Raw genomic sequence first — 25,256 nt, forward strand, 5'->3', positions numbered from 1 at the left:
GCTTGCTGGAGAGGCCATCCAGCGACCTCATAGATGCGCCCCCAGCTTGCGCAATGCGCTCAGTTCTCCGATCAGCACCAGATGATCGCCATGGGTGAGTGGAGTGTCAGCGGCAGGTTTACGATCCAGCCTTTCGCCCTTGCGCAGTGCAATGACGCTGATGTCATCACCCAGTGGTAGATGATCGAGTTGCTGGCAGTCATTGCACAGGCGCTCACTGACTTCCAGCTCGACCACAAACTGATGATTGCCGAGATGGATGAAATCGACCATTGCGTGATAGGCAAGGCTTTCAGCAACGCGGATGCCGAGATCATATTCAGGATGTACGATGTGATCGACGCCCAGTCGGCTGAGTAATTTGTGATGGGCATCGGAGGTGGCCTTGACCCATAACTCCTTTGCGCCTAATTCACGCGCCAGCAGGGCACAGGTAAGGCTCTGCTCCATTGAATCGGAAAGGTCGATCAGCACGGCGTCGAATTGATCCAGTCCCAGCTCACGGAGTGCATGTTCATCCGTTGGATCCGCGATGACTGCCTGGTTGAGAAGGTCGGCAATTGCATTGAGGCGTTTCTCATCAGGATCGACGCCCAGTACCTCATGTTCGTGACGTCTTAGCTCGCGTGCAACGGTAGCGCCAAAGTAACCAAGCCCAATAACCGCAAATTGACGATGCATGAACTGCTCCCTGCCACGATGTTGTCGTTTGTCGTGAACGATCCGTGTGTCGATGACCTGTGTTCTTTCTTTGCGTTCTCTCTTTATTTATCAAGTGCTTCTTTTTTGTATTTTCTACCCTATTCCCTCTGATGTGTCTGGTCGAGTGGCAGGCTAGCGTGACAGGAGTGTCAATGAGGTGTGACGCCGATCGCTAGTGGTGGAGGTCAGGAGAGAAAATAGAGTTTCCAAGGTCAGTATACGCATCGTATAGTTTCATATGTAACCTTATGGGCATGACAGGCATTCATCAGAGTTTGTCGTGTAGTGCTCAAGCCCCCCTTTTCCCACAGGCATTAATGCTTTTAGCATGAAAATCGCGGACGAATCCTGCTTATATCAGTAAAATGTCCCAGTGAATCGCTGGAGGCGGCGGATGCCAAGCATAAGGCATCACTGATTCACAACAATAACTCGCAAGGTATTCCATGACGGCAAGACAGCAACCCAAGAACCTCTGGATCAGTCGCTGGGGCTTTATCCTCGCGGCCACCGGCTCCGCTGTGGGGCTGGGTAATATTTGGAAATTCCCCTATATCACTGGCGAGTACGGTGGTGGAGCCTTTGTGCTGGTCTATCTGGCCTGCATTCTGGCGGTAGGTGTGCCGGTCATGATGGCGGAAATCGCCTTCGGGCGTCGCGGTCGCGGCAGCCCCATCGATGCGATCACCAATCTGGCCCGTGAGTCAGGGGCTAATCCGCTATGGCGCATTTTCGGCTGGATCGCGATGCTGGCGGGTTTCATGATCTTATCGTTCTACGTGGTGGTGGCGGGGTGGTCATTCAGCTATTTATGGAAGATGGCCAGCGGTTCGCTGTCAGGTCAGAGTGTCGCCGAGCTTGGTGGCATCTTTGAAGCCGGGAATGCGAATCCCTGGGCGCTCGGTGGCTGGGCTACCTTGGTGACCGCAGTGACGATGCTGATTGTCGGGAGAGGGGTCCAGGAAGGCGTCGAGAAGAGCGTGCGCTGGATGATGCCCGGTATGGTGATCATGTTGCTGATCATGATCGGCTATGCATTGACCTCGGGTAACTTCTCGGCGGGTTTCCACTTCCTGTTTGATTTTGACGTGACCAAGCTCACCAGTGAAGGGCTGTTGGCAGCGCTGGGGCATGCTTTCTTCACGTTATCGCTAGCCTCCGGTGCCATCCTGACTTACGGCTCTTATCTGCCTGCGGGCACGTCGATCGCGCGTACCACTTTCACGGTCGCGATTGCTGATACCTTGGTGGCGCTGATGGCTGGATTGGCGATTTTCCCAATCATCTTTGCCAATGGCATGGACCCATCATCCGGCCCGGGACTGATCTTCATGAGCCTGCCGGTGGCCTTCAATCAAATGCCTTTTGGTCAACTGTTTGGTGTGTTGTTCTTTGCCATGTTGTCGATTGCAGCGCTGACTTCTGCGATTTCAATGATCGAGGCCACCGTTGCCTGGCTAACTGAGAATCGCAGCATGAGCCGCGTAAAGGCTTCATGGATCGCTGGTGTGGCACTTTGGCTGGTCGCGATGTTTGCGATGCTATCGTTCAATCTGGGCGCTGAATGGAAGTTTGCTGGCAAGCATTTCTTCGACTGGCTCGATTACCTGACCTCGCGCTGGATGATGCCCATCGGAGGTATCGCCATGGTGGTGTTGGCTGGTTTTGTCTTCAAGAGCAGCATGATGCGTGATGAATTGGGCCTGAGTGCTGGTGGTTATCGCCTCTGGCTGTTCATGATTCGCTATGTCAGTCCAGTGTGTATTGTCGCAATCTTCGTCGATGCGCTGGGGCTTGCGCATCTGGAGATCGGCGATTGGCCCTATTTCCTCGCAATCATCGTGATCGCCTGCCTGGTGGGTGAGGTACTGTCACCGCGTCTACGCGAACGGACCTCCGCAGCGTAATGCAATTGAGGTAACCACGTCGGTGACATGCAAAACGCCCCGACAGCCAAGGCTGGAGGGGCGTTTTTGCGAGCACTGTAGACTAAGAGGAGAAACAAGCAGTGCTCGATACGGCGGGAAGACTTGCGTAACGCAGAACAGAGCGCGTTAGAAAAGAGCCAGTGAGGAGAGGGCCAGTAAGGAAGGGAGAGGGTGCTACTCGCCCTCGAGGCCGGTAATGGGTTTGACGGTCCCCCAATGACGGCACTTGGGGCATTGCCAGATCAGCAGTGATGCCTCAAAGCCACAGCGATGACAGCGATAGCGCGGGCGTGCCTCGATCAATTGCTGGGTATGGCGTTTAAGGAGATTGAAGCGTTCTGTCTCGCGCTCGTCGGCATCCAATAAATACAAATCAAGCAAGTAGTCAACGCCGCGCAGGCTGGGGTGACGATGCAGCTGCTGGCTTGCGAAGCTGGCCGCTGCCTCGACGCCATCGCGACGCTCGATCAGTTGGGCCAGGCTGATAACGGTCGTGGTATAAGGCGCGCGCTCAACTTCTTGATGGAGATGGCGCACTAGACCGCTTTCGTCATCGAGCATGCGGAAGGCATTGCCGAGCGGTTCCAGAATGATGGGAGTGAAGCCGGTATCTTGCCGTGGAATACGTTGCAGCAGGCGAATGCTTTGTTTGTAGTTGGCATGATCGAATTCGATTTCTGCCAGCATCCAGTTGGCGCGTACGCACTTCTCGTCGGTAGACAGCGCCTGCTTTAGGCGTTTGCGAGCGAGTGCCAGGCTACCTTCTGTGATGTCCAGAGCCGCTAGCTCGCAGTGCCAATGTGCCGCCGCACGGCGAATGCCGCCTTCTTGACGCAAGATGGAGTGTGCGACTTCAAGTGCGGCTTCCCACTCGCGTTCACGCTCAAGAAGATCAATCAGCAGGCGTCTACCATCACGGCGATGACAGTCGTTCTGTGCCTGTTTGAGGAGGGCTTCCAGCAGCTTCTCGGCGCGATCATAAACACCTGAGCGCATGAAGTCGCGAGCAAGTTCCAACTGAACTCGCTCACCTTGCTCGCTGTCGAGAGCCGGGCGTGCCAATAGGTTCTGGTGAATCTTGACGGCTCGATCGACCTCGCCGCGGCTGCGGTAAAGATTCCCCAGCGCGATGTGGGTATCGACCGTATCGCTGTTGACTTCCAGCGCCTGAACGAAAGTTTCAATGGCGCGATCAGGCTGCTCGTTGAGCAGATGATTGAGGCCAACGAAATAGTCGCGGGATAAAGAAGTAGGCGCAGGAGGTTGTGTGTCGGGGCGGCGATCACGTCGCCCCAGCCAGAAGCCAATGGCGATGGCCGCCATCAGCATTCCCAGCATCATCAGATCAGGCATTTATGCCACTTCCTTGATCTCCTGGATGCGCAACTGGTCCAGTTCCTTGCGTTGCTGCTGATTGCGTCGCTGCGCGCGGGTCAACAGAGTGCGCAGGCGCAGATACATACCCGTCATCGCTACCATGCCGAGGACAACCCCGATGGCCAGGGAGAATAGCAGCCACATGGAAAGAGAGGCGGCGGGAAGCTCAACCCAGATAAGGTCGAGGGGCACGGCTTGCTGATTGTGAACGGCAAACAGAATGCCGACCAGCAGGACGATCAACAGGATCACGGCCAGAACGAGACCTTTTAGCCAACGCATAACGGTTTCCTTGTCATGAAATGCAGTCGTGAATCATCGCAGGGCGAGTGTATCACTGGCCAGCGCCCGAGTCTTGACGCCGCCGAAGGGATGGCGGCTCAAATGATGAGTCGTTTAGTAGCCTAACGCGCGACTTGCGTCGACCTGCTCGCGGAGCTCCTTGCCCGGCTTGAAGTGCGGGACGAACTTGCCGTCCAGCTGCACCGGTTCACCTGTCTTGGGGTTGCGGCCCAGACGCGGTTCACGGTAGTGCAACGAAAAACTGCCAAAGCCACGAATCTCGACTCGGCCACCATGGGCCAGAGAGTCGGTCACATCATCGAGAATGATGCGTACAGCGGCCTCTACATCCTTGAGCGACAATTCAGGCTGTCGCATGGCTATCTGTTCGATTAGCTCGGACTTGGTCATCGGATCTCTCCATGCCTGCGCCTTCTGAAAAGAAAGGCGTTCGTGATGCGGCAGTCGGGCAACGTCTTGTCGCCGGACAGGCGCACGCATCCTTGTGATTGTTATCACCTCAGCATAATGGGCAAATCCTGAGAAAACAACGCACTACGGACATCATTGCTGATCAGGGCTCGGATTGCCAATTCACCATGAGGTAACGGGTCAACGGATGCTGCCGTCAATCCCCTCGGGTATACTGCGTGCATTGATGTGACGACTGAGGTTCAGGCAATGGAAGATGTGATTCGTAAGCGGCTTCACTGGCATTCGCGTCGCGGTATGTGGGAGCTTGATCTGTTGCTGCTGCCTTTCCTGGAACAGCGCTATGACGCGCTGAGCGAGCAGGACAAGGCGATTTACGTGGACTTGCTGGCAGAAGAGGACCAGGACCTTTTCGTTTGGCTGATGAAGCGTAATCCATCGGGCAATCCTGATTATCAGCGTCTGATCGACATGGTTATCGCCAATGCCGAAAATGCCGAGCGTGATCAGTTTAAGGGCCTCTAGGCAGGCTTTCTATGCTCAGATTAGCCTGCGGTTAGGGCTGCTGATGGTGAGTATTGTCTTGACGGCTTGGCTGGCACGGCTATCAAGCGTGTCTCCTGACATCGCCTCGCTGTTGAGCTGCATATATGGCGCCTTGTCTTTCGAGACAGGGCGTTGTGCGTTTGGAACCACAGCATCTGTCTCGCCGATGGCCTGGTTAATCCTCAGGTTGCTGACACTGTGTGTACTGACGCAGTTGGCTGAGACGTTATGGTGGTGGCGACGAGCGCATAGAGAGCGTGCCAGTGGCAATGAACACTGGTGGCTGGCCCTGGGAGGGGAGTCGCTATCTGGAGGGTCGCTGCTCTCTATGGCAGGGGGGGATAGGCCACAGATGTCATCGTCGCTCACCGAAGGCGCGCTCGATGATATGCCTGAGACGAGTCAGGAAGAGGCGCAGGAAGATACTCAAGACAGTATCCGAGGAAGTGCTCGAGAAAGTGCTCGAGAGGATACTCAGCACAGTGTGAAGGACGAGGTGGGTCAGGCCATGCGCCATCGACGCCCTGCCATGCGGCTCTGTTGGTGGTGGGCAGACTCACGATCGACAATTTGGTTAGCCGTCAGCGCGCACTGTGTCTGGTGCTCACCACGTTTGATCGGATTACGTGTGACGCCTGTTGGTGAGCGGCCACGTACGCTGTGGCTGTGGCCTGATAGCGGTGATGCCCAGGATCTGCATCAGTTACGCCTTTGGTTGCTGTGGCCGCCACAGCCTCACGATATGCCCCGTCAGCCGCCCGCGCTTGAAACGATACGCGGAAGATGACGCGAGGTGTGCAGGGCGGCAGGGTCAGACTGGCAGACGAATGACGCTGTCATGGGCGCGTGGTGCTGGCGTCGGATAATCACGCACGAAGTGCAGTCCGCGAGACTCGCGACGTTGGTGAGCACTGATGAGGAGTAGCGGCGCCAGCGTCAACGCCTGATAGAGCGATAGATGGTTGAGACTCGCAGCATGTTGCAGTGACTCCCTTGCCTCGCTGACGTCTTCCTCGCAGCGGTGGGGGGCTTGCGTCAACCAGTCCACTATCTGCTGAAGTGCTGTTTCCAATCCTCGCTGGCTGCGTTCAATGCCAGCCCGCAGGCTCATTAACTGCCGTAAAGCATCAAGTCGTTCACGTGCTTGATCAGTATTCAGGCCAATGACGTGTTGCCATACTGCGTGGTGGTCAGCCAGCTGCTGTAGCAGGTGTACCTGTGCGGACGGCAGTGCAATTAGCGTAATGGCACGCGCTACGTCGATTGTCTTGCGTGGCATGCCGAGTGCTTCGCCACAGGCACGCGCCTGCACCAGACACTCCAGCAATGAGTTGCTGGCCATGCGATTGGCGCCATGCAAGCCCGTGCAGGCAACCTCGCCGATCGCCCACAGTCCTTCCAGATCACTGGCTCCATCGAGTCCAGTAGCGATGCCACCACAGCTATAGTGCGCCGCAGGTACGACCGGAATAGGGGCGCGCGTAATGTCGATTCCTCGAGCGAGACAGTGTTCAGCAATTGTGGGGAAGTGATGGTGAATGGCCTCGGCCCCCAGCGCACTAATGTCCAGATTCACATGTGCGAGGTCGTGCGTGCGCATCTCGGCCAGGATTGCGCGGGCCACCACGTCGCGTGGTGCCAGCTCGAGGCGCGGATCATAATCGAACATGAAGCGATGGCCATCCGGGCGCATGAGCAGGCCCCCCTCACCGCGGACGGCCTCGGAGATCAGAAAGGGAGTGCCCCGCGGGTCATACAGGCAGGTGGGGTGAAACTGCTGGAATTCCAGGTTCATCAGGCTGGCCCCGGCGCGTGCGGCCATCGCCATACCGTCACCGACGCTGGCGCTGGGGCTGGTGGCATGTGTGAACAGACCACTAGCACCTCCCGTCGCCAATACCAGGTCTCGTGCCCTCAATGGATACCGCTCACCCGTACCATCCATCACCCATAAGCCATCGACCCGCTGATTCGTCACGGCGATATCGACAGCCAGTAGGTCATCAAGCACCTGAATGGCCGGATGTGCTTCAACATGTGCACTGAGCGTGTCCAGCAAGGCGCGCCCGGTCGCGTCTGCGGCATGAATGATGCGGCGACGGCCGTGGCCACCTTCTCGCGTCAGATGATAGGGGTAGCTGGCATCCCCTTCGGCGGGCGTGAACGGTACCCCAAGTGCGATCAGCCACTCGATGGCCTCGCGGGAATGGCTGACGGTGAAGCGCACTGCACGTTCATTGCACAGGCCATCACCGGCAATCAGCGTGTCGGCAACATGTGATTCCACATCATCTTCAGGCGCCAGCACTGCCGCAATGCCTCCCTGTGCCCATCGGCTGGCACCTTGTGCCTCGCGGGCAGGTCGAAGCAGAGTCACGCGTCGTCTCGTCGGTGCCTTGGAAAGGTTATCGGCGAGGCTGAGCGCCAGTGTCAGACCCGCTGCGCCACCACCAACGATCAGGACATCATGCATATCCTGTTGATGATCAAAGGATGACTGACTCATGAGTCTCTCCGTGACGAGGGGCTCGGGGGCGTTGGCTCGTTTGGCTCGGCGGAAGCGTGTGAGGTCTCCGCTGTCGTCTTGGCTTTATCGCGTGATGTGCTGTCGGGGTTTACTGGCATGGCGGTGTCGCCCGGCGTCGGGTCTTCCGGCAAGAACAGGCGACGAGCATCACTGATCAAACCATGCCCCGGCAGGCGGCGTTGCAAACGTTGGCTAGGCAGGTGCTCCAACAGGGCCAAGCGTTCCCCCAGCGCTTCCGCCAGACGTGCCAGCTCACGATTCAGCCATAGATAGCCGGCAGGGCTGAACAGTGCGCGTCCCTTGTGACTTTCGACGCTACGCACATTGGCATAGCGCTGCAGATCAAATGGCGTGACGGTCAGGTCAATCGGCTGACCGGTACGTATCTGAAAGGCCAATGTACCAAGTGCGCGTGCCAGGCGATGTTGCGCATCGCGTAGCCCCTCCAGCCCCTCAATGAATTCATGACCTTCGCGCGTATTCCAGTGTGTTTCTTGCAGGAGTTCGATGGTCGAGATCATGCGACGTTCAAAGGAGAGAATCTCTTCTATTGCCGCACGATCGATACGCCCTTCCCGGGCAACGGCGTCGACCAGACCTCGCTGCTTGACCAGCTGTGCTGAGGTCGCGCGTACCAATGCAAGGGCATCATCAGCACTGGCGTGAGATGCCTTGGTGTGGCCGTGATAAAGGCGCGCCAGCTTGTCGAGGTTGTCCGCCAGTAGAAAGCGGAAGACATCAGTTGCCTTCTGGGGCATCAGTAGCAGGCTGACCAGAATGCTGATCAAGGTACCGAGCACGACATTGAAGATGCGCCACAGGCCGATACCGATATCATGATTACCGTCGCCGACCACCATCAGCAGGGTGACGCAGAACAGCAGCGAGCTATAACCATAGCGATTACTGAAGGTGGCGTTCAGTGCCAGCGCGATACCGACCATGCTCCACAGCGGTACGACACCTGGTAGCGGCTCCGCGACCAGAATCAGAATCAGCCCCCACAGTCCGCCGAGAAGCGTCCCGACGAGGCGCTGCCAGCCCTTGTCGAGTACGCCGCCGACGTGAGGCAGATTGCCCATCACCATCACGGTACTGACCAGCGCCCATGAGCTATGCGGAATGCTGAAAAGCTCTATCACCGTAAAGCACAGCGTCAGTGCGACGGTCACTCGCAGAATATGCAGTCGCTGACGATGCAGATAGTTGAAATAGGGATCGTGCTGGAGCCATTTCATGGGGCGCGTCTCCCTTGAGTTGGCGTGAGAAAGCAGGCTAGGAGGTAGGCTGCAATATCAGCAGTCATGGTCAGTAATGAGATGAACATCAGGCGCGAAGAGATTCCGTCGACAAATAGTAAAGGCGGTAGCGGAGTGCTTGGGCGGGACAGTATCGGCCGCTTGGGCGGGATAACAGTGTAACCGAGGGTCAGTCTCGCGTAACAGAGGATTGACGAGAAGCCAGCGTGCGAGAGAGAAGGGTGGGTGTTCTCGTTCATCGCACTCGACGCTGTTTGAGGGGAGAGCGAGAACGTGCAAACGCAGTTGCATGAGCAGCTGTGTCGGGCTCAGGAGGTGGAATGATAATTATTATTGATAATCACTCCCATTAAATGGCTTGATTGGTATCCTTTCCGACCCCACTTGATCATGAAGGTATAGAAGCGTTGGCGTAGCGAAACGCTAGCGCAGCGCATAGCCACGTCTACCGGCAGTACCTTCACGCGAAGGTGGTGCCTGCATCAGTACAGGGAGTGACCGAATGAGCAGCCAGACCCGTCGTGAACGTGACAGCATGGGTGAGCTTGATGTCCCGGTGAGTGCGCTTTACGGCGCCCAGACCCAGCGAGCGGTCGATAATTTCCCGATCAGCGGTCAGCCTTTGCCCGCCGCTTTCATCCGCGCCGTCGCGCGCATCAAGCTGGCTGCCGCAGAAGTGAATAATGACCTGACACTGCTGGATGACACGCGTGCCAAGGCGATTGTGCAGGCGGCACGGCAGATCATCGATGGTGAGCATGCTGATCAGTTTCCGGTTGATATCTTCCAGACGGGCTCTGGCACCTCCACCAACATGAACGTCAATGAAGTGCTGACACATCTGGCCAACGAGCATCTGGCGAAGGCTGGCAGTGATGTCAGCGTAGGTGCCAACGACCATGTCAACATGGGGCAGTCGAGCAATGACGTGATCCCGACCGCTATTCATCTTTCAGCGGTGCTGGCAGTCAGTGAGACATTGCTGCCCGCACTGCGTCATCTGCACGAAGTGATTGCGAGCAAGGCCGGTGAGGTCGATCACGTCGTCAAGACCGGTCGTACCCATTTGATGGATGCAATGCCGATCCGCATGAGCCAGGAGTTGGGCGCCTGGCAGGCGCAGGTTGCTCAGGCCATCGAGCGATTCGAGGAAACTCTGCCACGTCTGGAGCGCCTCGCACAGGGCGGTACCGCGGTCGGCAGTGGTATCAATGCTCACCCTGAATTTGCTGAGCGCATCGCCGCACGGCTATCACGTCAGACAGGCCATGCCTTCCGCCCAGCAGATAGCTTCTTTGCGGCGCTATCATCACAGGACACCGCAGTGGAGCTCTCCGGTCATCTGCGTACCTACGCCGTGGCGATGATGAAGATCAGCAATGATCTGCGTTGGATGAACTCTGGCCCACTGGCGGGATTGGGTGAGATCGAGCTTGAAGCACTGCAGCCGGGTAGCTCCATCATGCCTGGCAAGGTCAATCCGGTGATTCCGGAAGCTGCTGCTCAGGTGGCAGCACAGGTGATGGGTAATGACGCTACCATCGGCATTGCCGGACAGAGCGGTAACTTCCAGCTCAATGTCATGCTGCCGCTGATCGCCAGCAACCTGTTGTCATCGATCACACTGAGCGCCAATGTCAGCCGCCTGCTGGCGGACAAGGCCATCGCGACTTTCACGGTGCGTGACGATAATCTGCAGGTGCCGCTGGCGAAGAATCCGATACTGGTGACGGCGCTTAATCCGGTGATCGGCTACAACGAAGCGGCGCGGATTGCCAAGCAGGCCTATCAGGCGGGCCGTCCGATCCTTGATGTGGCCGAGGAGGAGACGGACCTTTCCCGTGATGAGCTTGCACGTCTACTGGACCCTGCCCGCCTGACCGCTGGCGGTATTCAGTAATGGAGTGATGGCCTTGCGGGCCATATTCTAGATGATGTCACACACGAAAACGCCCACCACTCATTGAGTGGCGGGCGTTTTGTTGGCACTGATCCTTCTAGATCATCAGTTGGCAGTGGCTACCTGTTTCAGGCTGCGCGTGCCAGTAGGCGTTCCTGCAGATACTGACCGATACGCGCCTTTTGCTCGTCATTCAGGCGCAGAGTCAGCTTGGTGCGGCGCCATACGACGTCCTGCACCTCATGTGCCCATTCGCGCTCGACCAGATAATCCACTTCAGCTGCGGTTAGCCCGGCACCCAGCTCTTCGCCCAATTCGGCTTCGCTCTTCTTGCCGGTGAGGAAGTGCAGGCACAGGCTGCCATAGCTGGAGGCCAAGCGTTTGGCGCGTGCTTCCCCGAGGAAGGGGAAGTCGCGAATCAGCTGACGGGTAAAGGCGCTGCGGCTCTCGATATCGCCACCCGGCAGCGGCTTCTCATGAGTCCAGGGTTCGCCCATGCTCGGCAGCAGCGGCTTGAGGTCTTCAAGTGCAGACTCAGCCAGCTTGCGATAGGTAGTGATCTTGCCGCCGAAGATGGACAGCATCGGTGCACCGCTGTCGTCTAGGTGCAGAGTGTAATCACGCGTCATCGCGGAAGGATCGGCTGATTCGTCATCACACAGCGGGCGCACGCCGGAGAAGGTCGAGATCACATCTTCGCGGCTCAGCTTACGCTTGAAGTGGTTATTGACCACGTCAAGCATATAGTCGGTTTCGTCACTGCTGCAGGCGACTTCGGACGGATCGCCCTTGTAACGCACATCAGTGGTGCCCACCAGGCTGAAGTCATCCTGATACGGCAGCACGAAGACGATGCGCTTGTCCTTGTTCTGCAGGATGAAGGCACGGTCGTCAGTGTTGATGCGCGGGACAATAAGATGGCTACCCTGGATCATGCGGATGCCATAGCGTGGCGTGCGCTCAGTGGCACCCTTGATGAAAGACTCCACCCACGGACCGGCAGCATTTACCAGCGTGCGCGCATGGCGTACGAAGGTGTCACCGCTGTCGATATCTTCCAGTGTCAGCTCCCAGCGGCCTTCAATATCACGAGCACCGACACAGCGCGTACGCGTCATGATCTCAGCACCCTGATCACGGGCCTGCAGTGCGTTGGTCACGACGAGGCGTGCATCATCGACCCAGCAATCGGAATATTCAAAGCCTTGGGTAATCTCGCTGACCAGCGGGCTCTGTTCGCCAAACTTTAGCCCCTTGGAGGCCGGTAGTGTCTCGCGCTTGCCGATATGATCATACATGAACAGGCCGGCGCGAATCATCCATGCCGGACGTAGATGCGGCTGGTGCGGCAGGATGAAACGCAGCGGCCACACGATGTGCGGCGCCTTCTTGAGCAGTACTTCACGTTCCTGCAGCGCTTCACGCACCAGACGGAACTCATAGTGCTCCAGATAGCGCAGCCCGCCATGAATCAATTTACTGCTGGCGGACGAGGTTGCACTGGCAAGGTCGTTCTGCTCACACAGGGCAACGCTTAGCCCGCGGCCGCTGGCATCGTTGGCAATACCGGCACCATTGATACCGCCACCAATGATGAAGAGGTCAAGAAGTGCGTCGTTATCGCGGGACATGGGCTGCTCCTGCTCGTGCCCGGCGCTACCGGGAAGGTCTAAGAAGGTTTGCACCGCCGCGGTGCAAGAAGAATAAGGTTTCGAAAGTGAACATAGCGTAGCAAAAGTCGAACATCAAGGCGATTTTTTGGCGCCATTCACTTTCGCATGTGCACATTAAAGTGACGGGGCCGCAACTGTTGATTGCTTGGGGTTCAACTCGTTGTCTGCACAGGTCTCTGAGTCTCTTGGCACGGGATGACATTTTCATGAAATCGTCTTGCCTGAACCTCGGCTAAGGAGTGAAGAATGGCTCCTGCATTGAAAGAGTAGCCGGTAGTCACCGACAGGGCAGGTTATGACGAAGGTAGCAAGAAGAGAGAAGTGCTCGAACAAGAGATAAGGGGAAGTCAGATGAGGGGCGGTTGCAGGAGCAAGGAAGAGCTGGTGGAGAGGAGGCTAGGCGCGAGTATTGGCAGAGAAACGAATGCAGCCCCGCACGCCCATTCATCCAAGGCTACGCGCGGGTCGTGCTCAAGGGACAGCTCATGATTTGGCAGTGGCTAGAAGGTTCAGAGCGTCACTTCAGTGCTGTCACTGGCCAGATGAAGCGCGACTTCATTGTGGCGCATCAGCGTAAGGATGCTTTCCGGCGGCTGGATATCCGTGAACAAGGCATCCAACTGACTCAGGTTTCCCTGACGAACCACCGCATTACGCTGGAATTTGGAATGATCGGCGATCAGGAATACCTGGCGTGAGTTATGAATGATGGCTTGGGCGACGCGGACTTCCTGATAGTCGAATTCCAGCAGCGAGCCGTCTTCGTCGATACCGCTGATACCGATGATGCCGACGTCGACCTTGAACTGGTTGATGAAGTCGATGGTGGCCTCGCCAATGATGCCGCCATCGCGGGAGCGCACCATGCCCCCCGCCACAATGACATTGAAGTCTTCCTTATGCTGAAGAATGGCCGCGACGTTCAAGTTGTTGGTAATGACTTCAAGCCCGTGATGGTCACATAACGCCTCTGCCACCATTTCGTTACTGGTGCCGATGTTGATGAATAGCGAAGAGTGGTTGGGGATTTCGCGAGCCAACGTGCGTGCAATGCGACGCTTGGCATCGAGATTGAGCGTCTTGCGGGTGCTGTAAGCCGTATTTACCGTGCTTGATTCAAGCCCGGCACCACCATGCACGCGCTTGAGTGCACCTGCTTTCGATAGTTGGTTGAGGTCGCGACGTATGGTCTGGGGCGTCACGTCAAAATGACTGGCCAGTTGCTCAATAGAGGCATAACCCTGGCGCGTGATGAGTTCGATAATGGCGCGATGGCGCTTGGACTGCATCATCCGGCTCTCTTGTTTGGTGTTCGAAAAGGAAAATGGCTGCCGATCTATCTGTCCGCGCCACGGATTATCTGCGCGTGGCGACTGCTGCTAGCACGTCAGATGTTCTTTTGATGTTCCTTTTGAAACATGTTCGGCGCGGTGTTCATTTCATACCGCTCAGACTATTGATAAGGCGGCTCTTAAAGTGCACTAAAATTTATTTAACCTGCTGTTATATAAGATATTTTTATATAAAGTAGACAAAGGTCTAGCGGCTTCAGGGCCTTTTCGCATTGTTACAGCGAAGCGAAGCCTGTACTTTCGAATTCGAACACTAGGCGCGTCTGTCAAGGCGTCGCTATGCCCGTGTAGAGGCCGGTGTCGTAACATCAGGAGCGAGCAGCAGAATGTACGGTTTATTCAAGTCCGCGGTGCACGCCACACCGCTTGAAAGCGCCAAGGTAGATGACACTTATAAGCGCCTGAGATGGCAGATCTTTCTCGGTATCTTCATAGGCTATGCTGGCTACTATCTGGTACGCAAGAATTTCTCCTTGGCGATGCCTTCGCTAGTGGAGCAAGGTTACTCCCGTGGTGATCTGGGTCTGGCCTTTGCCGGCGTGTCGATCGCTTACGGTATTTCCAAGTTTGTGATGGGGGCAGTCTCTGACCGCTCCAACCCGCGCTATTTCCTTCCAGCCGGCCTGCTGATGTCTGCCGGTATCATGTTCCTGTTCGGTTTCACTGACTGGGCCACGTCTAGCATCGGTATCATGTTCGTGCTGCTGTTCATCAATGGTTGGGTTCAGGGCATGGGTTGGCCGCCTTGTGGTCGTACCATGGTGCACTGGTGGTCGCAGAGTGAGCGTGGCCAGATCGTCTCGGTCTGGAATGTGGCACACAATGTCGGTGGTGGCTTGGTAGGCCCGCTGTTCATCCTGGGCATGGCCTGGTTCAACGATTGGCACTCTGCCTTCTATGTCCCGGCAGCACTGGCTGTCTTCGTAGCCATCTTTGCGCTGCTGACCATGCGTGATACGCCGCAGAGTTGTGGCCTGCCACCGATCGAGCATCATCGTAATGACTATCCGGCAGGCTACGATGAAAGCCACGAACACGAGCTCACGACGCGTGAAATTCTAGTCAAATATGTGCTCAAGAATCGCATGTTGTGGTACATCGCACTGGCTAACGTCTTCGTCTATCTACTGCGCTACGGTGTACTCGATTGGGCGCCGACCTACCTGCAGGAAGCCAAGGACTTCAGCGTCGACAAGTCCTCTTGGGCATACTTCCTCTATGAGTGGGCCGGTATTCCCGGAACATTGCTGTGTGGTTGGCTGTCCGACAAGCTATTCCGCGGCAATCGTGGCGCGACCGGCGTGTGCTTCATGGCTCTGGTTGCCGTCTTCACCACTGTCTATTGGCTCAACCCTGCCGGTAACCCGGGTATCGACATGCTGTGTCTGGTGGCTATCGGCTTCCTGATCTACGGCCCTGTCATGCTGATCGGTCTGCAAGCACTTGAGCTGGTGCCGAAGAAAGCCGCAGGAACAGCAGCAGGCTTCACGGGCTTGTTCGGTTATCTGGGCGGCTCCGTGGCGGCCAGTGCACTGGTGGGCTACACCGTCGATGCTTATGGCTGGGATGGTGGCTTCATGCTGCTGATCGGTTCGTGTGTGATGGCAGTTGTGCTGCTGTCACTGACCATGTTTGAAAGTTCTCGCTTGGCAGCACTCAAGAGCCACTGACTTATCAGCTGACGGGCATGATCATTCGAAAGGCCCGTGGCGTTTATTGTTGACGGGCCTTTTTGTAACGGATTACCGGGAGACTATTGCTATGACCAACCATATTCTTTCCATCGATCAGGGCACGACCAGTTCACGCGCTATTCTGTTTGATCGTGAAGGCGCGGTGACAGGGCTCGCGCAGGAAGAATTCGCCCAGCATTTCCCCGACAGTGGCTGGGTCGAGCACAATGTTGATGATATCTGGGGCTCGGTGAAGCGCACCGTCCGTCAGGCATTGATCAACACCAATATCGGCGCCGAGCAGGTGGCTGCGATCGGTATCACCAACCAGCGTGAGACCACCATCGTCTGGGATCGCAAGACGGGTGTGCCGATTCACAATGCCATTGTCTGGCAGGATCGCCGCACACATGAGTATTGCCGTGAACTGACGGAAGCCGGTTACGGCGACATGATTCAGCGCAAGACCGGTCTACTGATTGATCCGTACTTCTCCGCGACCAAGCTACGCTGGCTTCTCGAGAATGTTGAAGGTGCCCGCGCGCGCGCCGAGAAGGGCGAACTAGCCTTCGGTACCGTCGATAGCTATCTGATCTGGAAGCTGACCAGCGGTGAGCGTCACGTCACCGATGCCACCAATGCCTCGCGTACCTGCCTGTTCAACATTGTTGAGCAATGCTGGGACACAGAGTTGCTGGAACTGTTCGGAATTCCTGAAAACATGCTGCCGAGCGTGCTCGACTCCAGTGATGATTTCGGTACGACGGACCCTCAGCTGTTCGGTGCTGCCATGCCGATTCGCGGTGTCGCGGGTGATCAGCAGGCGGCGTTGGTAGGCCAGGCTTGCTTCACGCCTGGCATGAGCAAAAGTACCTATGGCACCGGCTGTTTCATGATCATGAATACCGGTGAGAACATGGAACTCTCCAAGAACCGCCTGCTCACCACCGTTGGCTATCGCCTGAATGGCAAGCCAACCTTCGCCATGGAAGGCAGCATCTTCGTGGCCGGTGCGACGGTTCAGTGGCTGCGTGATGGCCTGAAGCTATTCTCCGATGCCTCTGAGACTGAGCCGCTAGCGCGTGCCGCCAAGGCCGAACATGGCGTTTACATGGTGCCGGCCTTTACCGGACTGGGAGCGCCGCACTGGGACCCGCAGGCACGTGGCGCGATTCTCGGCCTGACTCGTGGTACCGGTATTACCGATATCGTGGCGGCTGGTCTCCAGTCGGTCTGTTATCAGACGCGTGACCTGCAGGAGTGCATGCTGCGTGATGTCACTATCAATTGCGCGAATTTGCGTGTCGATGGTGGCATGGTCAGCAATAACTGGGTGATGCAGTTCTTGTCCGACATGTTGGGTGTCAAGGTGGACCGCCCGCGTGTCCTTGAGACAACCGCGCTGGGTGTGGCTTATCTGGCTGGCCTACACATTGGCTGGTACGAAAGCCTGGAGCAGATCAGCGAGCTGTGGCACTGCGAGCGTACCTTCTCACCACAGATGGATGAGGAGCAGCGCGAGCGTCTGTATGCCGGTTGGCTGGAAGCGGTAGAGAGGGTGAAAAGCGACGGAGCTCACTGATCATGTGGACTGAAGTCATGACAGGCGAGTTTCTCGGCTGTCTGTTTCTCATTCTGTTCGGCGGCGGTGTGGTCGCCAACGTGTTATTGACGGACACCAAGGGTAACGGCTCCGGCTGGATCGTGATCACGACCGGCTGGGGCTTTGCCGTGATGATCGGTGTCTTCGTGGCCATCTCCACGGGGTCGCCTCAGGCTGATATCAACCCGGCAGTGACGCTGGCCAAGTATTTGCTGGGAGTGCATGCCGACCTGCTCGAAGTGGCACGGCTAGTGGTCGCTCAGATGCTGGGCTGCTTTACCGGTGCTGTACTGGTGTGGCTAGCCTATCTGCCACACTGGAAGCGTACGGGTGATGTAGGGCTCAAGCGGGCAGTATTCTGCACTGATCCGGCGATAGAGTGCCGATTGGGCAACATGCTCAGTGAAGTGATTGGCACTGTGGTGCTGATCTTTGGTATTGGTGCGATCGCGGGGGCTGGCACCATCAGCCCCGGACTGCTGCCGTATCTTGTCGGCATGCTGGTGTGGGCGATTGGGCTCTCGCTGGGCGGCACGACGGGCTACGCCATCAATCCGGCACGTGATCTTGGGCCGCGAATTGCCCACTCATTACTGCCTATTCATGGTAAGGGAAGTTCTGGCTGGGGATATGCCTGGGTGCCGATAGTCGGTCCTTTGATGGGCGCGTTGATCGCTGCTGCCATGTGGCATCTGTTGCTGTAACCCCTTCTGTCGCAAGTGGCTGGAGCCACCTCGTTAGCTGTGGCAATGTAACGCCTCCTTCGCCCCGTCACTCGACGGGGCGAAGTCTTTATACCCGTGTGCTGACATTCCTGTCTGGGGGAGCGATGCCGCGACCTTTCTCGGGGCTGGAAGACACAGTGGGTGGTGGATGGGGACAAGTGACGGAGGTCATCTGGCATGTGGACTGACGTCATGACGGGCGAATTTCTGGGTACCACGCTCATGATCCTGCTGGGCGGCGGAGTTGTCGCCAATGCGATGCTGCGCAAGACCAAGGGAGCCGGCTCCAGCTGGTTGATGATCAATGCCGGCTGGGGCTTTGCGGTGATGGTCGGGGTGCTGGTATCGACCTCGACAGGCTCTCCCTACGGAGATCTCAATCCAGCGGTCACCCTGGCCAAGTATCTGCTGGGCGTGCATGCAAGCGAGCTCAAGGTAGCCAGGATGATGCTGGCGGAGATGCTGGGGTGCTTCACCGGGGCCGTGCTGGTGTGGGCGGCATATTACCCCCACTGGAAGGTGACCCGTGACCCGCTGCGCAAGCGCGCGGTCTTCTGTACCGATCCGGCAGTCGATTCCCGATTGGCGAATGTCGTCAGTGAGGCGATCGCGACGGTGGTGCTCGTCTTCGCTATCGGCAGCATGGTCAACAGCGAGCTGATCACTGATCGGGTATTGCCGTACCTCATCGGGGCACTGGTGTGGGCCATCGGTCTGTCACTGGGTGGCCCGACCGGCAATGCGATGAATCCGGCGCGCGATCTTGCGCCACGTTTCGCGCATTGGCTTCTGCCGATTCCCGGCAAGGGCAGTTCCGGCTGGGGGTATGCCTGGGTGCCGATCGCCGGCCCCTTGTTGGGGGCGGCTGTGGCCGCGGGACTGCGATGGGTATTGTTTTGACGCCCCGTTGCTTTGTGATGTCGCTTGCGCGGCGCTGAGGGCGTGAAGAAGTGAAGAAGTGATGAAGTGATGAAGTGATGAAGTGAAGGCGTGATGAAGTGAGGCGGTGCCGGCATGGACTGGCACCGCCTCGCGCGTTCTCGGGGGAGGATCGGTGGCCCCGGTGAGACGCCTGAAAGAAGGCGCATACGGCAAGTATCGCGATGCTGCTCAGGCGAGAAATTTTTTTATCATCAGGGGGTTGCATCAAAACGGAAGATAAGTAGAATACGTCTCCGCTGACAAGGCAAAACGTTTTGCAACACAGTGCTACCTTGTTTGGCACGCTGATATAGGACCATAGCTCAGTTGGTTAGAGCGCCACGTTGACATCGTGGAGGTCGGCGGTTCAAATCCGCCTGGTCCTACCAGCATCGGCAGTGATGACATCTTCACCGCTACTTGATTCAGGACCATAGCTCAGTTGGTTAGAGCGCCACGTTGACATCGTGGAGGTCGGCGGTTCAAATCCGCCTGGTCCTACCAAGCTGTGATAGCAGTGTTTCAAGTGTTAGTCTGAACACCGTATTTAGGACCATAGCTCAGTTGGTTAGAGCGCCACGTTGACATCGTGGAGGTCGGCGGTTCAAATCCGCCTGGTCCTACCAGATTCCAGAAAAAGCCCGGCTCAATGAGTCGGGCTTTTTCGTGTGCATGAAACAGTGCTCGGCTTTCGAGGAGTGCAGCTGGTGAGGCATCTGGTCCAAGGGGCCGTGCCGGGGTTTGATCAGGCTGTGCCGGACGCTACTAGCGTCATGTCCACGAACTGGCCAGCTTCCTCCAGCGCTTCATTGGCCGCAGTCAACAGCGGTGCAAAGCCGACGAAGACATGCGGCATGTCTGGCCACAGGCTCAAGGTGACCGGTGAGCCACTATCTTGCGCCTGCGCAGCATAACGACGACTGTCATCAAGCAGGATCTCAGCTTCTCCGCACTGGATCAGTATGGGTGGCAGGCCAGAGAGGTCGCCTTCCAGCGGCGAGATGCGCGGGTCACCGAGATCGGTACCATCCTGCACATAAGCCATGCTTACATAAGGCAGCAGGTTGGGGTCGAGGATTGGGTCCACCTCTGCCTTGCGTGACAGCGAGGCGCTGCCCCAGCTGAGATCGGTAGGTGGCGAGAGGGCGATCACTGCGTCCGGCAGACGCTCATTGGCGCTCTTGAGTACATTGAGTGCGGCCAGTGTCAGATTGCCGCCGGCGCTGTCACCGGCCAATAGCAGATGGTCATCCGGGAATTCAGCGCATAGCCAGCGCCATGCGCTTAGTACATCGTCAAGCCCCGCAGGGAAGGCAGCCTCGGGCGCGAGGCGGTAATCCAGTGTATAGGTCTGTGAGCGGACTGCAGCGCCCAGACGGCTTGCCAGAGGGCGATGGCCTGCTGGTGATCCCGCGATCCAGCTACCGCCATGGAGATACAACAGGCGCCGGGGCTTGGCGGGGGCTTCACTGGCCGCAGGTAACTCAATCACCTCACACAGGCGCTCATCTGCGCCGCCAGGCACCATGAGCAGGGTGGGGGTGACGCCGGTATCGAGAATGCGGGCATCCGCTGCGAAGTAAGCATTCAGCAGTGTGCGTTTGGCGCCAAGATCGGTTCCGGTACGCAGGGTCAATGCCTTGATGTGCTTCAGGTGAGCGATGACCGGTGCGAGTCCCGCATGGGCATCGTCAGTGTTCTGTAGTGGCGCATCGGCGTGAGAGTCCATGTCCTGCTCCTGTCGGGTCAGCGAAGTCTGTACGTTACACCTCGCCACTCGCCACGAAAACAGCCCACTGTTCGTGAGATGAGCAATGGGCTGTCGGAGCGTCAAATGGGTCTGTACTGACGATCTTACTGAAGGTCTATATGACGGCCTGATGTGTCAGTCAGGCACGGTGTTAAAATCGCTGGAAGCGATGAAGATCTCGACCAGGCGCTCGATGCCGGCCTGGTCTTCGGCGTCGAAGCGTTCCGGGCTGGGGCTATCCAGGTCCAACACGCCCCACAGTACTTCTTGCTCACCTTGCGTGACGATGACCGGCACGACCAGTTCGCTGCGCGATGCGGCATCGCAGGCGATATGCCCCGGGAATTCGTACACGTCTGCAATGCGTTGCGTGGTGCGCTGAGTGGCAGCAGCGCCACATACTCCCTTGGAGAAGGGAATGGGATGACAGGCTGGTTGCCCCTGAAACGGTCCAAGATGCAGAGTGCCAGGCAGGCGCTGCACATAGAATCCGGCCCAGTTGAGATTGTCGACCGTCATGTTGATGAAAGCGGCAGTCTGGGAGGCGTTGGTCAGCCAGTCGCGAGTGTCGAGCGTGGCATCGAGCTGGCGGGCCAGCATCGGGTAGTCAGGACGAGTGGCCATGATGGCTCCTTGTGGAAGATGAGGGCAGCAATAAATGAGTATGTTGGTAAATGAGGTTGTCGGAGGTGCGATTCAAGTGACAGCGTATGCGGAGAGGGTTCAGCATGGCGCCCCTCGGAAAATGATGTCGCTATACGCAAAGCGCCGGCCAGTGGCCGGCGCTTTGCGCGTAAACATCACCTCATGAGGCGGTTGCTTACTTGAGATGTGAAGCTTACTTCCAGCCCGGCACCGCAGCGCCCTTGAACAGTTCTTCAGCCTTGGCTTCGACTTCTGCTGTCTGGTACGCCTTGACCAGCTTCTGCACCTTCTCACTGTCTTCATCACCCTGACGCACGACGATCAGGTTGACGTACGGAGATTCGGCACCTTCACGGATCAGTGCATCTTCCGGTGCCAGGCCAGCCGGCTGAGCAAAGGTGTTGTTGATGAAGGCTAGATCAACGTCAGGCAGAATGCGCGGCAGCTGAGCAGCCTCGATTTCCTTGAACTGATAGTCATGCGGGTTCTTGGCGACGTCGATCGGGGTCGCTTCGAGATTGTTCTTGTCGGTCAGCTCGATCATGCCAAGATCGTGCATCAGGATCAGTGAACGGCCTTCGTTGGACGGATCATTCGGCAGGGCGACGGTAGCGCCGTCCGGCAGTTCGCTGATGTCAGTGTACTTGTCGGAGTAAGCGCCGATCGGATATACGAAGGTCTTGCCGGCGCTGGCGAACTTGTAGCCGCGCTCACGCACCATGGATTCCATGTACGGCTGGTGCTGGTAGGCGTTGGCATCCAGAGAGCCGTCGGCCAATGCTGCGTTCGGAGACACGTAGTCGGTAAACTCGGTGATCTCGACGGTCAGGCCGTACTTCTCCTTGGCGATATCAGCGGCGACCTTCATGACTTCGGTCTCCGGGCCTGCGACGGTGCCCATCTTCAGGGTATTCTCGTCGGACGCGTCGTTGCCGCAGCCTGCCAGCAGTGTGGCGCCGAACAGGGTAGCCGCACCGGCAAGGCGCAGCGGGGAAGAAAGGGTGGCCAGCATGTTGCGCATCGATGTTCTCCTTGTGACCCAGCGTGACCGATGGAGTCCGCGGGATATTATGAGTGGCGGCTCATCTCTTCGAGCCGCCACGATACCGAAATCAGCGTGTGCTTGTAGTGCTACTTATGGTCTGACTTGCGCACCAGATGGTCGCCCAGGCTCTGGAAGCCCTGCACCATGACGACAAGGATGACGACCGTCACCAGCATCACCATCGGATCAAAGCGGTTGTAGCCATAACGGATGCCCAGATCGCCCAGACCGCCACCGCCGACGGTGCCGGCCATGGCGGAGTAGCTGATCAACGTGACAACGGTAATGGTCAAGCCGTTGATGATACCGCCGCGGGCTTCCGGCAACAGTACCTTGGTGATGATCTGCAACGGAGTGGCGCCCATGGCCTGTGCAGCTTCCACCAGTCCTGGCCCCACTTCGTTGAGCGCGCCTTCGATCAGACGGGCGACGAAGGGTATCGAGGCGATGGTCAGCGGCACGATGGCAGCATTGGTGCCGATGGAGCTACCAGCAATCAAGCGCGTCAGCGGAATGATCGCCACCATCAGGATGATGAACGGTACTGAGCGGCCGACGTTGGTGATGATGCTCAGCACGTTGTTGAGTACTGGGCGCTCCAGAATCTGGCCGGGGCGCGAGGTATAGAGTGCTACGCCGAGCGGAATGCCGAGCGCTGCCGAGATCAGGCCAGCGATGGCGACCATATAGAGAGTTTCGAGCGTCGACTCGAAAACGAGATTAAGCAGTGCGGGTGACATGGCCGAGCACCTCCACTTTCAGGTCGTGGGATTCGAGATAGTCCAGCGCTTGCTGGGTCTGGTGGCTGTCGCCCATCAGCTCGGCGATCATCAGGCCGAGCGTGCGTTCCTGAATGGATTCGACCTTGGCCTGAAGAATGCTGACATCCACCTGACATTCGCGCGCCAGGCGCGAGATCAGCGGGGTAGAGACGGCATCGCCGCTGAAGGCGAGGCGCACTACCGGATGGGTGTGCGGTCCGGGCATCGTCTCGAGACGCTCGACCAATGCGCGCGGCGGTTCCAGCTGGAGGAAGTCATTGAGGAATTCGCGACCAAGATGTGTCTGCGGCGCGGTGAAGAAATCACCGACCGGCGCAATTTCGACCAACTCGCCATCACTGATCAGCGCGACCTGATCACAGATGCTCTTGACCACTTCCATTTCATGGGTGATCAGCAGGATGGTCAGACCAAGCTTGGTATTGATGTCCTTGAGCAACTCAAGGATGGAGGCAGTCGTTTGCGGGTCGAGCGCCGAGGTCGCCTCGTCACACAGCAGCACCTTGGGACGACTGGCCAATGCGCGGGCGATCGCCACACGCTGCTTCTGGCCACCGGAAAGCTGAGCCGGATATTGCGCAGTCTTGTCGCTCAGGCCGGTCAGCTCAAGCAGCGGTTCAACGCGTTTGCGAATCTCGGCCTTCGAAATGCCCGCCAATTCCAGTGGCAGTGCCACGTTGGCAAAGACAGTGCGTGAAGACAGCAGATTGAAGTGCTGGAAGATCATGCCGATTTGATGCCGAGCACTGCGCAGAGCACTCTCATCGAGGGCGGTCAGTTCCTGACCATCGACAATGATGTTACCTGCAGTGGGGCGTTCGAGCAGATTGACACAGCGAATGAGAGTTGACTTGCCGGCACCGGAAAGTCCGATGACACCGGTAATGGCGCCTTGAGGAACCGTCAGGCTGGCATCCTTGAGCGCGACCACGGCCTTGTCACCACTGCCGTAAGTCTTGGAGACGTTCTTGAGTGTGATCATGGGGGTCCGAATGGTAGAGGCACCAGCCGGAATGCGGGCGAAAGTCTGCGGTAAACAGAGCGTTCTGCGCAAGAAACAGAGGAGTGATCCAGAGGGTAAAAAAGACCACCCAAGATGGGTGGCCATCAACGCTGGACACACCCTTTTAGCAGAACTTGCACCCCGTGAGACAAGCTCTCGAAGTGGGCGCCCGCAATCCGGGTACAAATCGGCGCCAAACAGATTTGAGCCGCATTCTATCAGTCAGCCTTCTGCTGTCAACGACTTTGGTCTGGCGCCAGGTGTTTGTCGCCTTCGTCAGCTTATGGCGGCAGCTAACGACAATTTAGGTAAGAAAAATCTTACAAAGTCGCGCCAGAAGCACATGGCTTGCCGTGCACATGGCTGCCGAGATCCGCTGCAGCATGCTAGGATTTCGTTCTGGCATGCTCATGCTCCCAATGATGTGATATGCCGCTCATATTCACGGCTTCCGCGCTGCGGGGAGCACTGTCGTCAAGGAAAGCACGCGCATGTTCACTGGTATTGTACAGGGCATGGCTGAAGTGGTGGCCATTGAAGAGCGTACCGAGTTTCGTATCCATCAGGTGCGGTTGCCGCAAGGTCTGGAGGTCGGGTTGGAGTTAGGCGCATCGGTGGCACATAACGGATGCTGTTTGACCGTGACGCATCTGGAAGGGCAGCTGGCCAGCTTTGATCTGATGCGCGAGACGCTGCGTCTGACCAACCTGGGCGAGCTTGAGAACGGCAGTCACGTCAATATCGAGCGTGCCGCGCGTTTCGGCGATGAGATTGGCGGTCACTCCATGTCCGGCCACGTGATGGCGATGGTCACGATCGATGCCATCGAAGCGACGGCGAATAATCGCCGTATCTGGTTTCAGGCGCCGGTCGAGCTGATGCGTTTTCTGTTCGACAAGGGATACGTGGGGCTCGACGGTGTCAGCCTGACCATTGGCGAGGTGCAGGGCACTCGTTTCTGCGTCAATCTGATTCCGGAGACGCTGGAGCGCACCCTGATGGGCACACGTGCAGTCGGTGATCGCATCAACCTTGAGGTAGACCCGCAAACTCAAGCTATTGTTGAGACTGTCGAGCGCGTCATGGCATCGCGTCTGGCCTGACCTGATAAGATGCGGTCTGATTCGTCCC

General features: G+C 57.5%; 22 protein-coding genes and 3 tRNA genes. 12 read left to right on the forward strand and 13 right to left on the reverse strand.

What is annotated here, in order from left to right:
• Positions 1–27: 27 nt before the first annotated feature.
• The gene (locus tag CFN46_RS05745; protein WP_024952298.1) at positions 28–681 is read right to left on the reverse strand and encodes a TrkA family potassium uptake protein; all 654 of its coding nucleotides are present in this window, start codon (positions 679–681) and stop codon (positions 28–30) included.
• A gap of 467 nt (positions 682–1,148) precedes the next feature.
• Here CFN46_RS05745 and CFN46_RS05750 point away from each other — a divergent pair, with 467 nt between their 5' ends.
• Positions 1,149–2,609: a sodium-dependent transporter gene (locus tag CFN46_RS05750; protein WP_024952297.1), complete on the forward strand. Its 1,461-nt coding sequence runs from the start codon at positions 1,149–1,151 to the stop codon at positions 2,607–2,609.
• Positions 2,610–2,804: 195 nt separating this feature from the next.
• Here the strand turns inward: CFN46_RS05750 and lapB are convergent, their stop codons facing one another.
• The 3 genes from lapB to CFN46_RS05765 all read right to left on the reverse strand — a co-directional run bounded on the left by lapB (position 2,805) and on the right by CFN46_RS05765 (position 4,700).
• Positions 2,805–3,983, reverse strand: a complete 1,179-nt coding sequence (gene lapB / locus CFN46_RS05755) for a lipopolysaccharide assembly protein LapB (protein ID WP_088742926.1) — start codon at positions 3,981–3,983, stop codon at positions 2,805–2,807.
• Complete coding sequence (locus tag CFN46_RS05760; RefSeq protein WP_024952295.1) at positions 3,984–4,289, reverse strand: lipopolysaccharide assembly protein LapA domain-containing protein; 306 nt, start codon at positions 4,287–4,289, stop codon at positions 3,984–3,986.
• A gap of 114 nt (positions 4,290–4,403) precedes the next feature.
• On the reverse strand, positions 4,404–4,700 hold the full coding sequence (locus CFN46_RS05765) for an integration host factor subunit beta (protein WP_024952294.1): 297 nt from the start codon (positions 4,698–4,700) through the stop codon (positions 4,404–4,406).
• A 270-nt stretch (positions 4,701–4,970) separates the two neighbouring features.
• Between CFN46_RS05765 and CFN46_RS05770 the strand changes: the two genes are divergently transcribed.
• Positions 4,971–5,246, forward strand: a complete 276-nt coding sequence (locus CFN46_RS05770) for a succinate dehydrogenase assembly factor 2 (protein ID WP_024952293.1) — start codon at positions 4,971–4,973, stop codon at positions 5,244–5,246.
• Between the two features lie 373 nt (positions 5,247–5,619).
• Positions 5,620–6,054, forward strand: a complete 435-nt coding sequence (locus CFN46_RS05775; protein ID WP_088742927.1) for a hypothetical protein — start codon at positions 5,620–5,622, stop codon at positions 6,052–6,054.
• Between the two features lie 24 nt (positions 6,055–6,078).
• Here CFN46_RS05775 and nadB read toward each other — a convergent pair whose 3' ends face one another.
• Entirely contained in the window at positions 6,079–7,773 is a 1,695-nt protein-coding gene (nadB, locus tag CFN46_RS05780; RefSeq protein WP_254918419.1) for an L-aspartate oxidase, read from the reverse strand.
• On the reverse strand, positions 7,770–9,032 hold the full coding sequence (locus CFN46_RS05785; RefSeq protein WP_024952290.1) for an FUSC family protein: 1,263 nt from the start codon (positions 9,030–9,032) through the stop codon (positions 7,770–7,772). Before CFN46_RS05785 ends, nadB begins: the two co-directional genes overlap by 4 nt.
• A gap of 523 nt (positions 9,033–9,555) precedes the next feature.
• Between CFN46_RS05785 and CFN46_RS05790 the strand changes: the two genes are divergently transcribed.
• The gene (locus CFN46_RS05790; RefSeq protein ID WP_024952289.1) at positions 9,556–10,953 is read left to right on the forward strand and encodes an aspartate ammonia-lyase; all 1,398 of its coding nucleotides are present in this window, start codon (positions 9,556–9,558) and stop codon (positions 10,951–10,953) included.
• 128 nt (positions 10,954–11,081) lie between these two features.
• Here the strand turns inward: CFN46_RS05790 and glpD are convergent, their stop codons facing one another.
• Positions 11,082–12,584 (reverse strand): glycerol-3-phosphate dehydrogenase, encoded by a 1,503-nt coding sequence (gene glpD / locus CFN46_RS05795; protein WP_088742928.1) that lies wholly within the window; start codon positions 12,582–12,584, stop codon positions 11,082–11,084.
• Between the two features lie 551 nt (positions 12,585–13,135).
• Positions 13,136–13,918 (reverse strand): DeoR/GlpR family transcriptional regulator, encoded by a 783-nt coding sequence (locus tag CFN46_RS05800; RefSeq protein WP_088742929.1) that lies wholly within the window; start codon positions 13,916–13,918, stop codon positions 13,136–13,138.
• Positions 13,919–14,304: 386 nt separating this feature from the next.
• Between CFN46_RS05800 and glpT the strand changes: the two genes are divergently transcribed.
• From glpT to CFN46_RS05835, 7 genes are all read left to right on the forward strand, one after another.
• Entirely contained in the window at positions 14,305–15,648 is a 1,344-nt protein-coding gene (gene glpT, locus CFN46_RS05805; protein WP_088742930.1) for a glycerol-3-phosphate transporter, read from the forward strand.
• A 91-nt stretch (positions 15,649–15,739) separates the two neighbouring features.
• Positions 15,740–17,233, forward strand: coding sequence for a glycerol kinase GlpK (gene glpK, locus CFN46_RS05810; protein WP_088742931.1), 1,494 nt, complete (start codon positions 15,740–15,742; stop codon positions 17,231–17,233).
• Between the two features lie 2 nt (positions 17,234–17,235).
• Positions 17,236–17,958: an MIP/aquaporin family protein gene (locus CFN46_RS05815; protein WP_024953439.1), complete on the forward strand. Its 723-nt coding sequence runs from the start codon at positions 17,236–17,238 to the stop codon at positions 17,956–17,958.
• A 198-nt stretch (positions 17,959–18,156) separates the two neighbouring features.
• Positions 18,157–18,879 (forward strand): MIP/aquaporin family protein, encoded by a 723-nt coding sequence (locus CFN46_RS05820; RefSeq protein WP_088742932.1) that lies wholly within the window; start codon positions 18,157–18,159, stop codon positions 18,877–18,879.
• Positions 18,880–19,212: 333 nt separating this feature from the next.
• Positions 19,213–19,289 (forward strand) — tRNA-Val (locus CFN46_RS05825).
• 38 nt (positions 19,290–19,327) lie between these two features.
• A tRNA-Val gene (locus tag CFN46_RS05830) sits at positions 19,328–19,404 on the forward strand.
• A gap of 45 nt (positions 19,405–19,449) precedes the next feature.
• A tRNA-Val gene (locus CFN46_RS05835) sits at positions 19,450–19,526 on the forward strand.
• Between the two features lie 119 nt (positions 19,527–19,645).
• Here the strand turns inward: CFN46_RS05835 and CFN46_RS05840 are convergent.
• The 5 genes from CFN46_RS05840 to CFN46_RS05860 all read right to left on the reverse strand — a co-directional run bounded on the left by CFN46_RS05840 (position 19,646) and on the right by CFN46_RS05860 (position 24,104).
• Positions 19,646–20,629: an alpha/beta hydrolase gene (locus CFN46_RS05840; RefSeq protein WP_088742933.1), complete on the reverse strand. Its 984-nt coding sequence runs from the start codon at positions 20,627–20,629 to the stop codon at positions 19,646–19,648.
• Between the two features lie 156 nt (positions 20,630–20,785).
• Positions 20,786–21,274 carry a GAF domain-containing protein gene (locus CFN46_RS05845; protein ID WP_088742934.1) on the reverse strand — a complete coding sequence of 163 codons (489 nt, stop codon included), beginning with the start codon at positions 21,272–21,274 and terminating at the stop codon, positions 20,786–20,788.
• Positions 21,275–21,488: 214 nt separating this feature from the next.
• Complete coding sequence (locus CFN46_RS05850; protein WP_088743052.1) at positions 21,489–22,307, reverse strand: MetQ/NlpA family ABC transporter substrate-binding protein; 819 nt, start codon at positions 22,305–22,307, stop codon at positions 21,489–21,491.
• A 119-nt stretch (positions 22,308–22,426) separates the two neighbouring features.
• Complete coding sequence (locus CFN46_RS05855) at positions 22,427–23,080, reverse strand: methionine ABC transporter permease (protein ID WP_024952463.1); 654 nt, start codon at positions 23,078–23,080, stop codon at positions 22,427–22,429.
• Complete coding sequence (locus tag CFN46_RS05860; RefSeq protein ID WP_088742935.1) at positions 23,061–24,104, reverse strand: methionine ABC transporter ATP-binding protein; 1,044 nt, start codon at positions 24,102–24,104, stop codon at positions 23,061–23,063. The genes CFN46_RS05855 and CFN46_RS05860 overlap by 20 nt, the downstream gene beginning before the upstream one ends.
• A 512-nt stretch (positions 24,105–24,616) precedes the next feature.
• On the opposite strand from CFN46_RS05860, the gene CFN46_RS05865 reads away from it, so the two are divergent.
• The gene (locus tag CFN46_RS05865; RefSeq protein ID WP_024952461.1) at positions 24,617–25,228 is read left to right on the forward strand and encodes a riboflavin synthase; all 612 of its coding nucleotides are present in this window, start codon (positions 24,617–24,619) and stop codon (positions 25,226–25,228) included.
• Positions 25,229–25,256: the final 28 nt, after the last annotated feature.

Origin of the sequence: Cobetia sp. QF-1, assembly GCF_002213105.1 — a bacterium.
Classification (GTDB): Bacteria; Pseudomonadota; Gammaproteobacteria; order Pseudomonadales; family Halomonadaceae; genus Cobetia; species Cobetia crustatorum.

Coding starts and splice junctions, on each gene's coding strand:
- CFN46_RS05745 (WP_024952298.1), bottom strand. CDS start 681: ATGCATCGTCAATTTGCGGTTATTGGGCTTGGTTACTTTGGCGCTACC.
- CFN46_RS05750 (WP_024952297.1), top strand. CDS start 1,149: ATGACGGCAAGACAGCAACCCAAGAACCTCTGGATCAGTCGCTGGGGC.
- lapB (WP_088742926.1), bottom strand. CDS start 3,983: ATGCCTGATCTGATGATGCTGGGAATGCTGATGGCGGCCATCGCCATT.
- CFN46_RS05760 (WP_024952295.1), bottom strand. CDS start 4,289: ATGCGTTGGCTAAAAGGTCTCGTTCTGGCCGTGATCCTGTTGATCGTC.
- CFN46_RS05765 (WP_024952294.1), bottom strand. CDS start 4,700: ATGACCAAGTCCGAGCTAATCGAACAGATAGCCATGCGACAGCCTGAA.
- CFN46_RS05770 (WP_024952293.1), top strand. CDS start 4,971: ATGGAAGATGTGATTCGTAAGCGGCTTCACTGGCATTCGCGTCGCGGT.
- CFN46_RS05775 (WP_088742927.1), top strand. CDS start 5,620: ATGTCATCGTCGCTCACCGAAGGCGCGCTCGATGATATGCCTGAGACG.
- nadB (WP_254918419.1), bottom strand. CDS start 7,773: ATGAGTCAGTCATCCTTTGATCATCAACAGGATATGCATGATGTCCTG.
- CFN46_RS05785 (WP_024952290.1), bottom strand. CDS start 9,032: ATGAAATGGCTCCAGCACGATCCCTATTTCAACTATCTGCATCGTCAG.
- CFN46_RS05790 (WP_024952289.1), top strand. CDS start 9,556: ATGAGCAGCCAGACCCGTCGTGAACGTGACAGCATGGGTGAGCTTGAT.
- glpD (WP_088742928.1), bottom strand. CDS start 12,584: ATGTCCCGCGATAACGACGCACTTCTTGACCTCTTCATCATTGGTGGC.
- CFN46_RS05800 (WP_088742929.1), bottom strand. CDS start 13,918: ATGATGCAGTCCAAGCGCCATCGCGCCATTATCGAACTCATCACGCGC.
- glpT (WP_088742930.1), top strand. CDS start 14,305: ATGTACGGTTTATTCAAGTCCGCGGTGCACGCCACACCGCTTGAAAGC.
- glpK (WP_088742931.1), top strand. CDS start 15,740: ATGACCAACCATATTCTTTCCATCGATCAGGGCACGACCAGTTCACGC.
- CFN46_RS05815 (WP_024953439.1), top strand. CDS start 17,236: ATGTGGACTGAAGTCATGACAGGCGAGTTTCTCGGCTGTCTGTTTCTC.
- CFN46_RS05820 (WP_088742932.1), top strand. CDS start 18,157: ATGTGGACTGACGTCATGACGGGCGAATTTCTGGGTACCACGCTCATG.
- CFN46_RS05840 (WP_088742933.1), bottom strand. CDS start 20,629: ATGGACTCTCACGCCGATGCGCCACTACAGAACACTGACGATGCCCAT.
- CFN46_RS05845 (WP_088742934.1), bottom strand. CDS start 21,274: ATGGCCACTCGTCCTGACTACCCGATGCTGGCCCGCCAGCTCGATGCC.
- CFN46_RS05850 (WP_088743052.1), bottom strand. CDS start 22,307: ATGCTGGCCACCCTTTCTTCCCCGCTGCGCCTTGCCGGTGCGGCTACC.
- CFN46_RS05855 (WP_024952463.1), bottom strand. CDS start 23,080: ATGTCACCCGCACTGCTTAATCTCGTTTTCGAGTCGACGCTCGAAACT.
- CFN46_RS05860 (WP_088742935.1), bottom strand. CDS start 24,104: ATGATCACACTCAAGAACGTCTCCAAGACTTACGGCAGTGGTGACAAG.
- CFN46_RS05865 (WP_024952461.1), top strand. CDS start 24,617: ATGTTCACTGGTATTGTACAGGGCATGGCTGAAGTGGTGGCCATTGAA.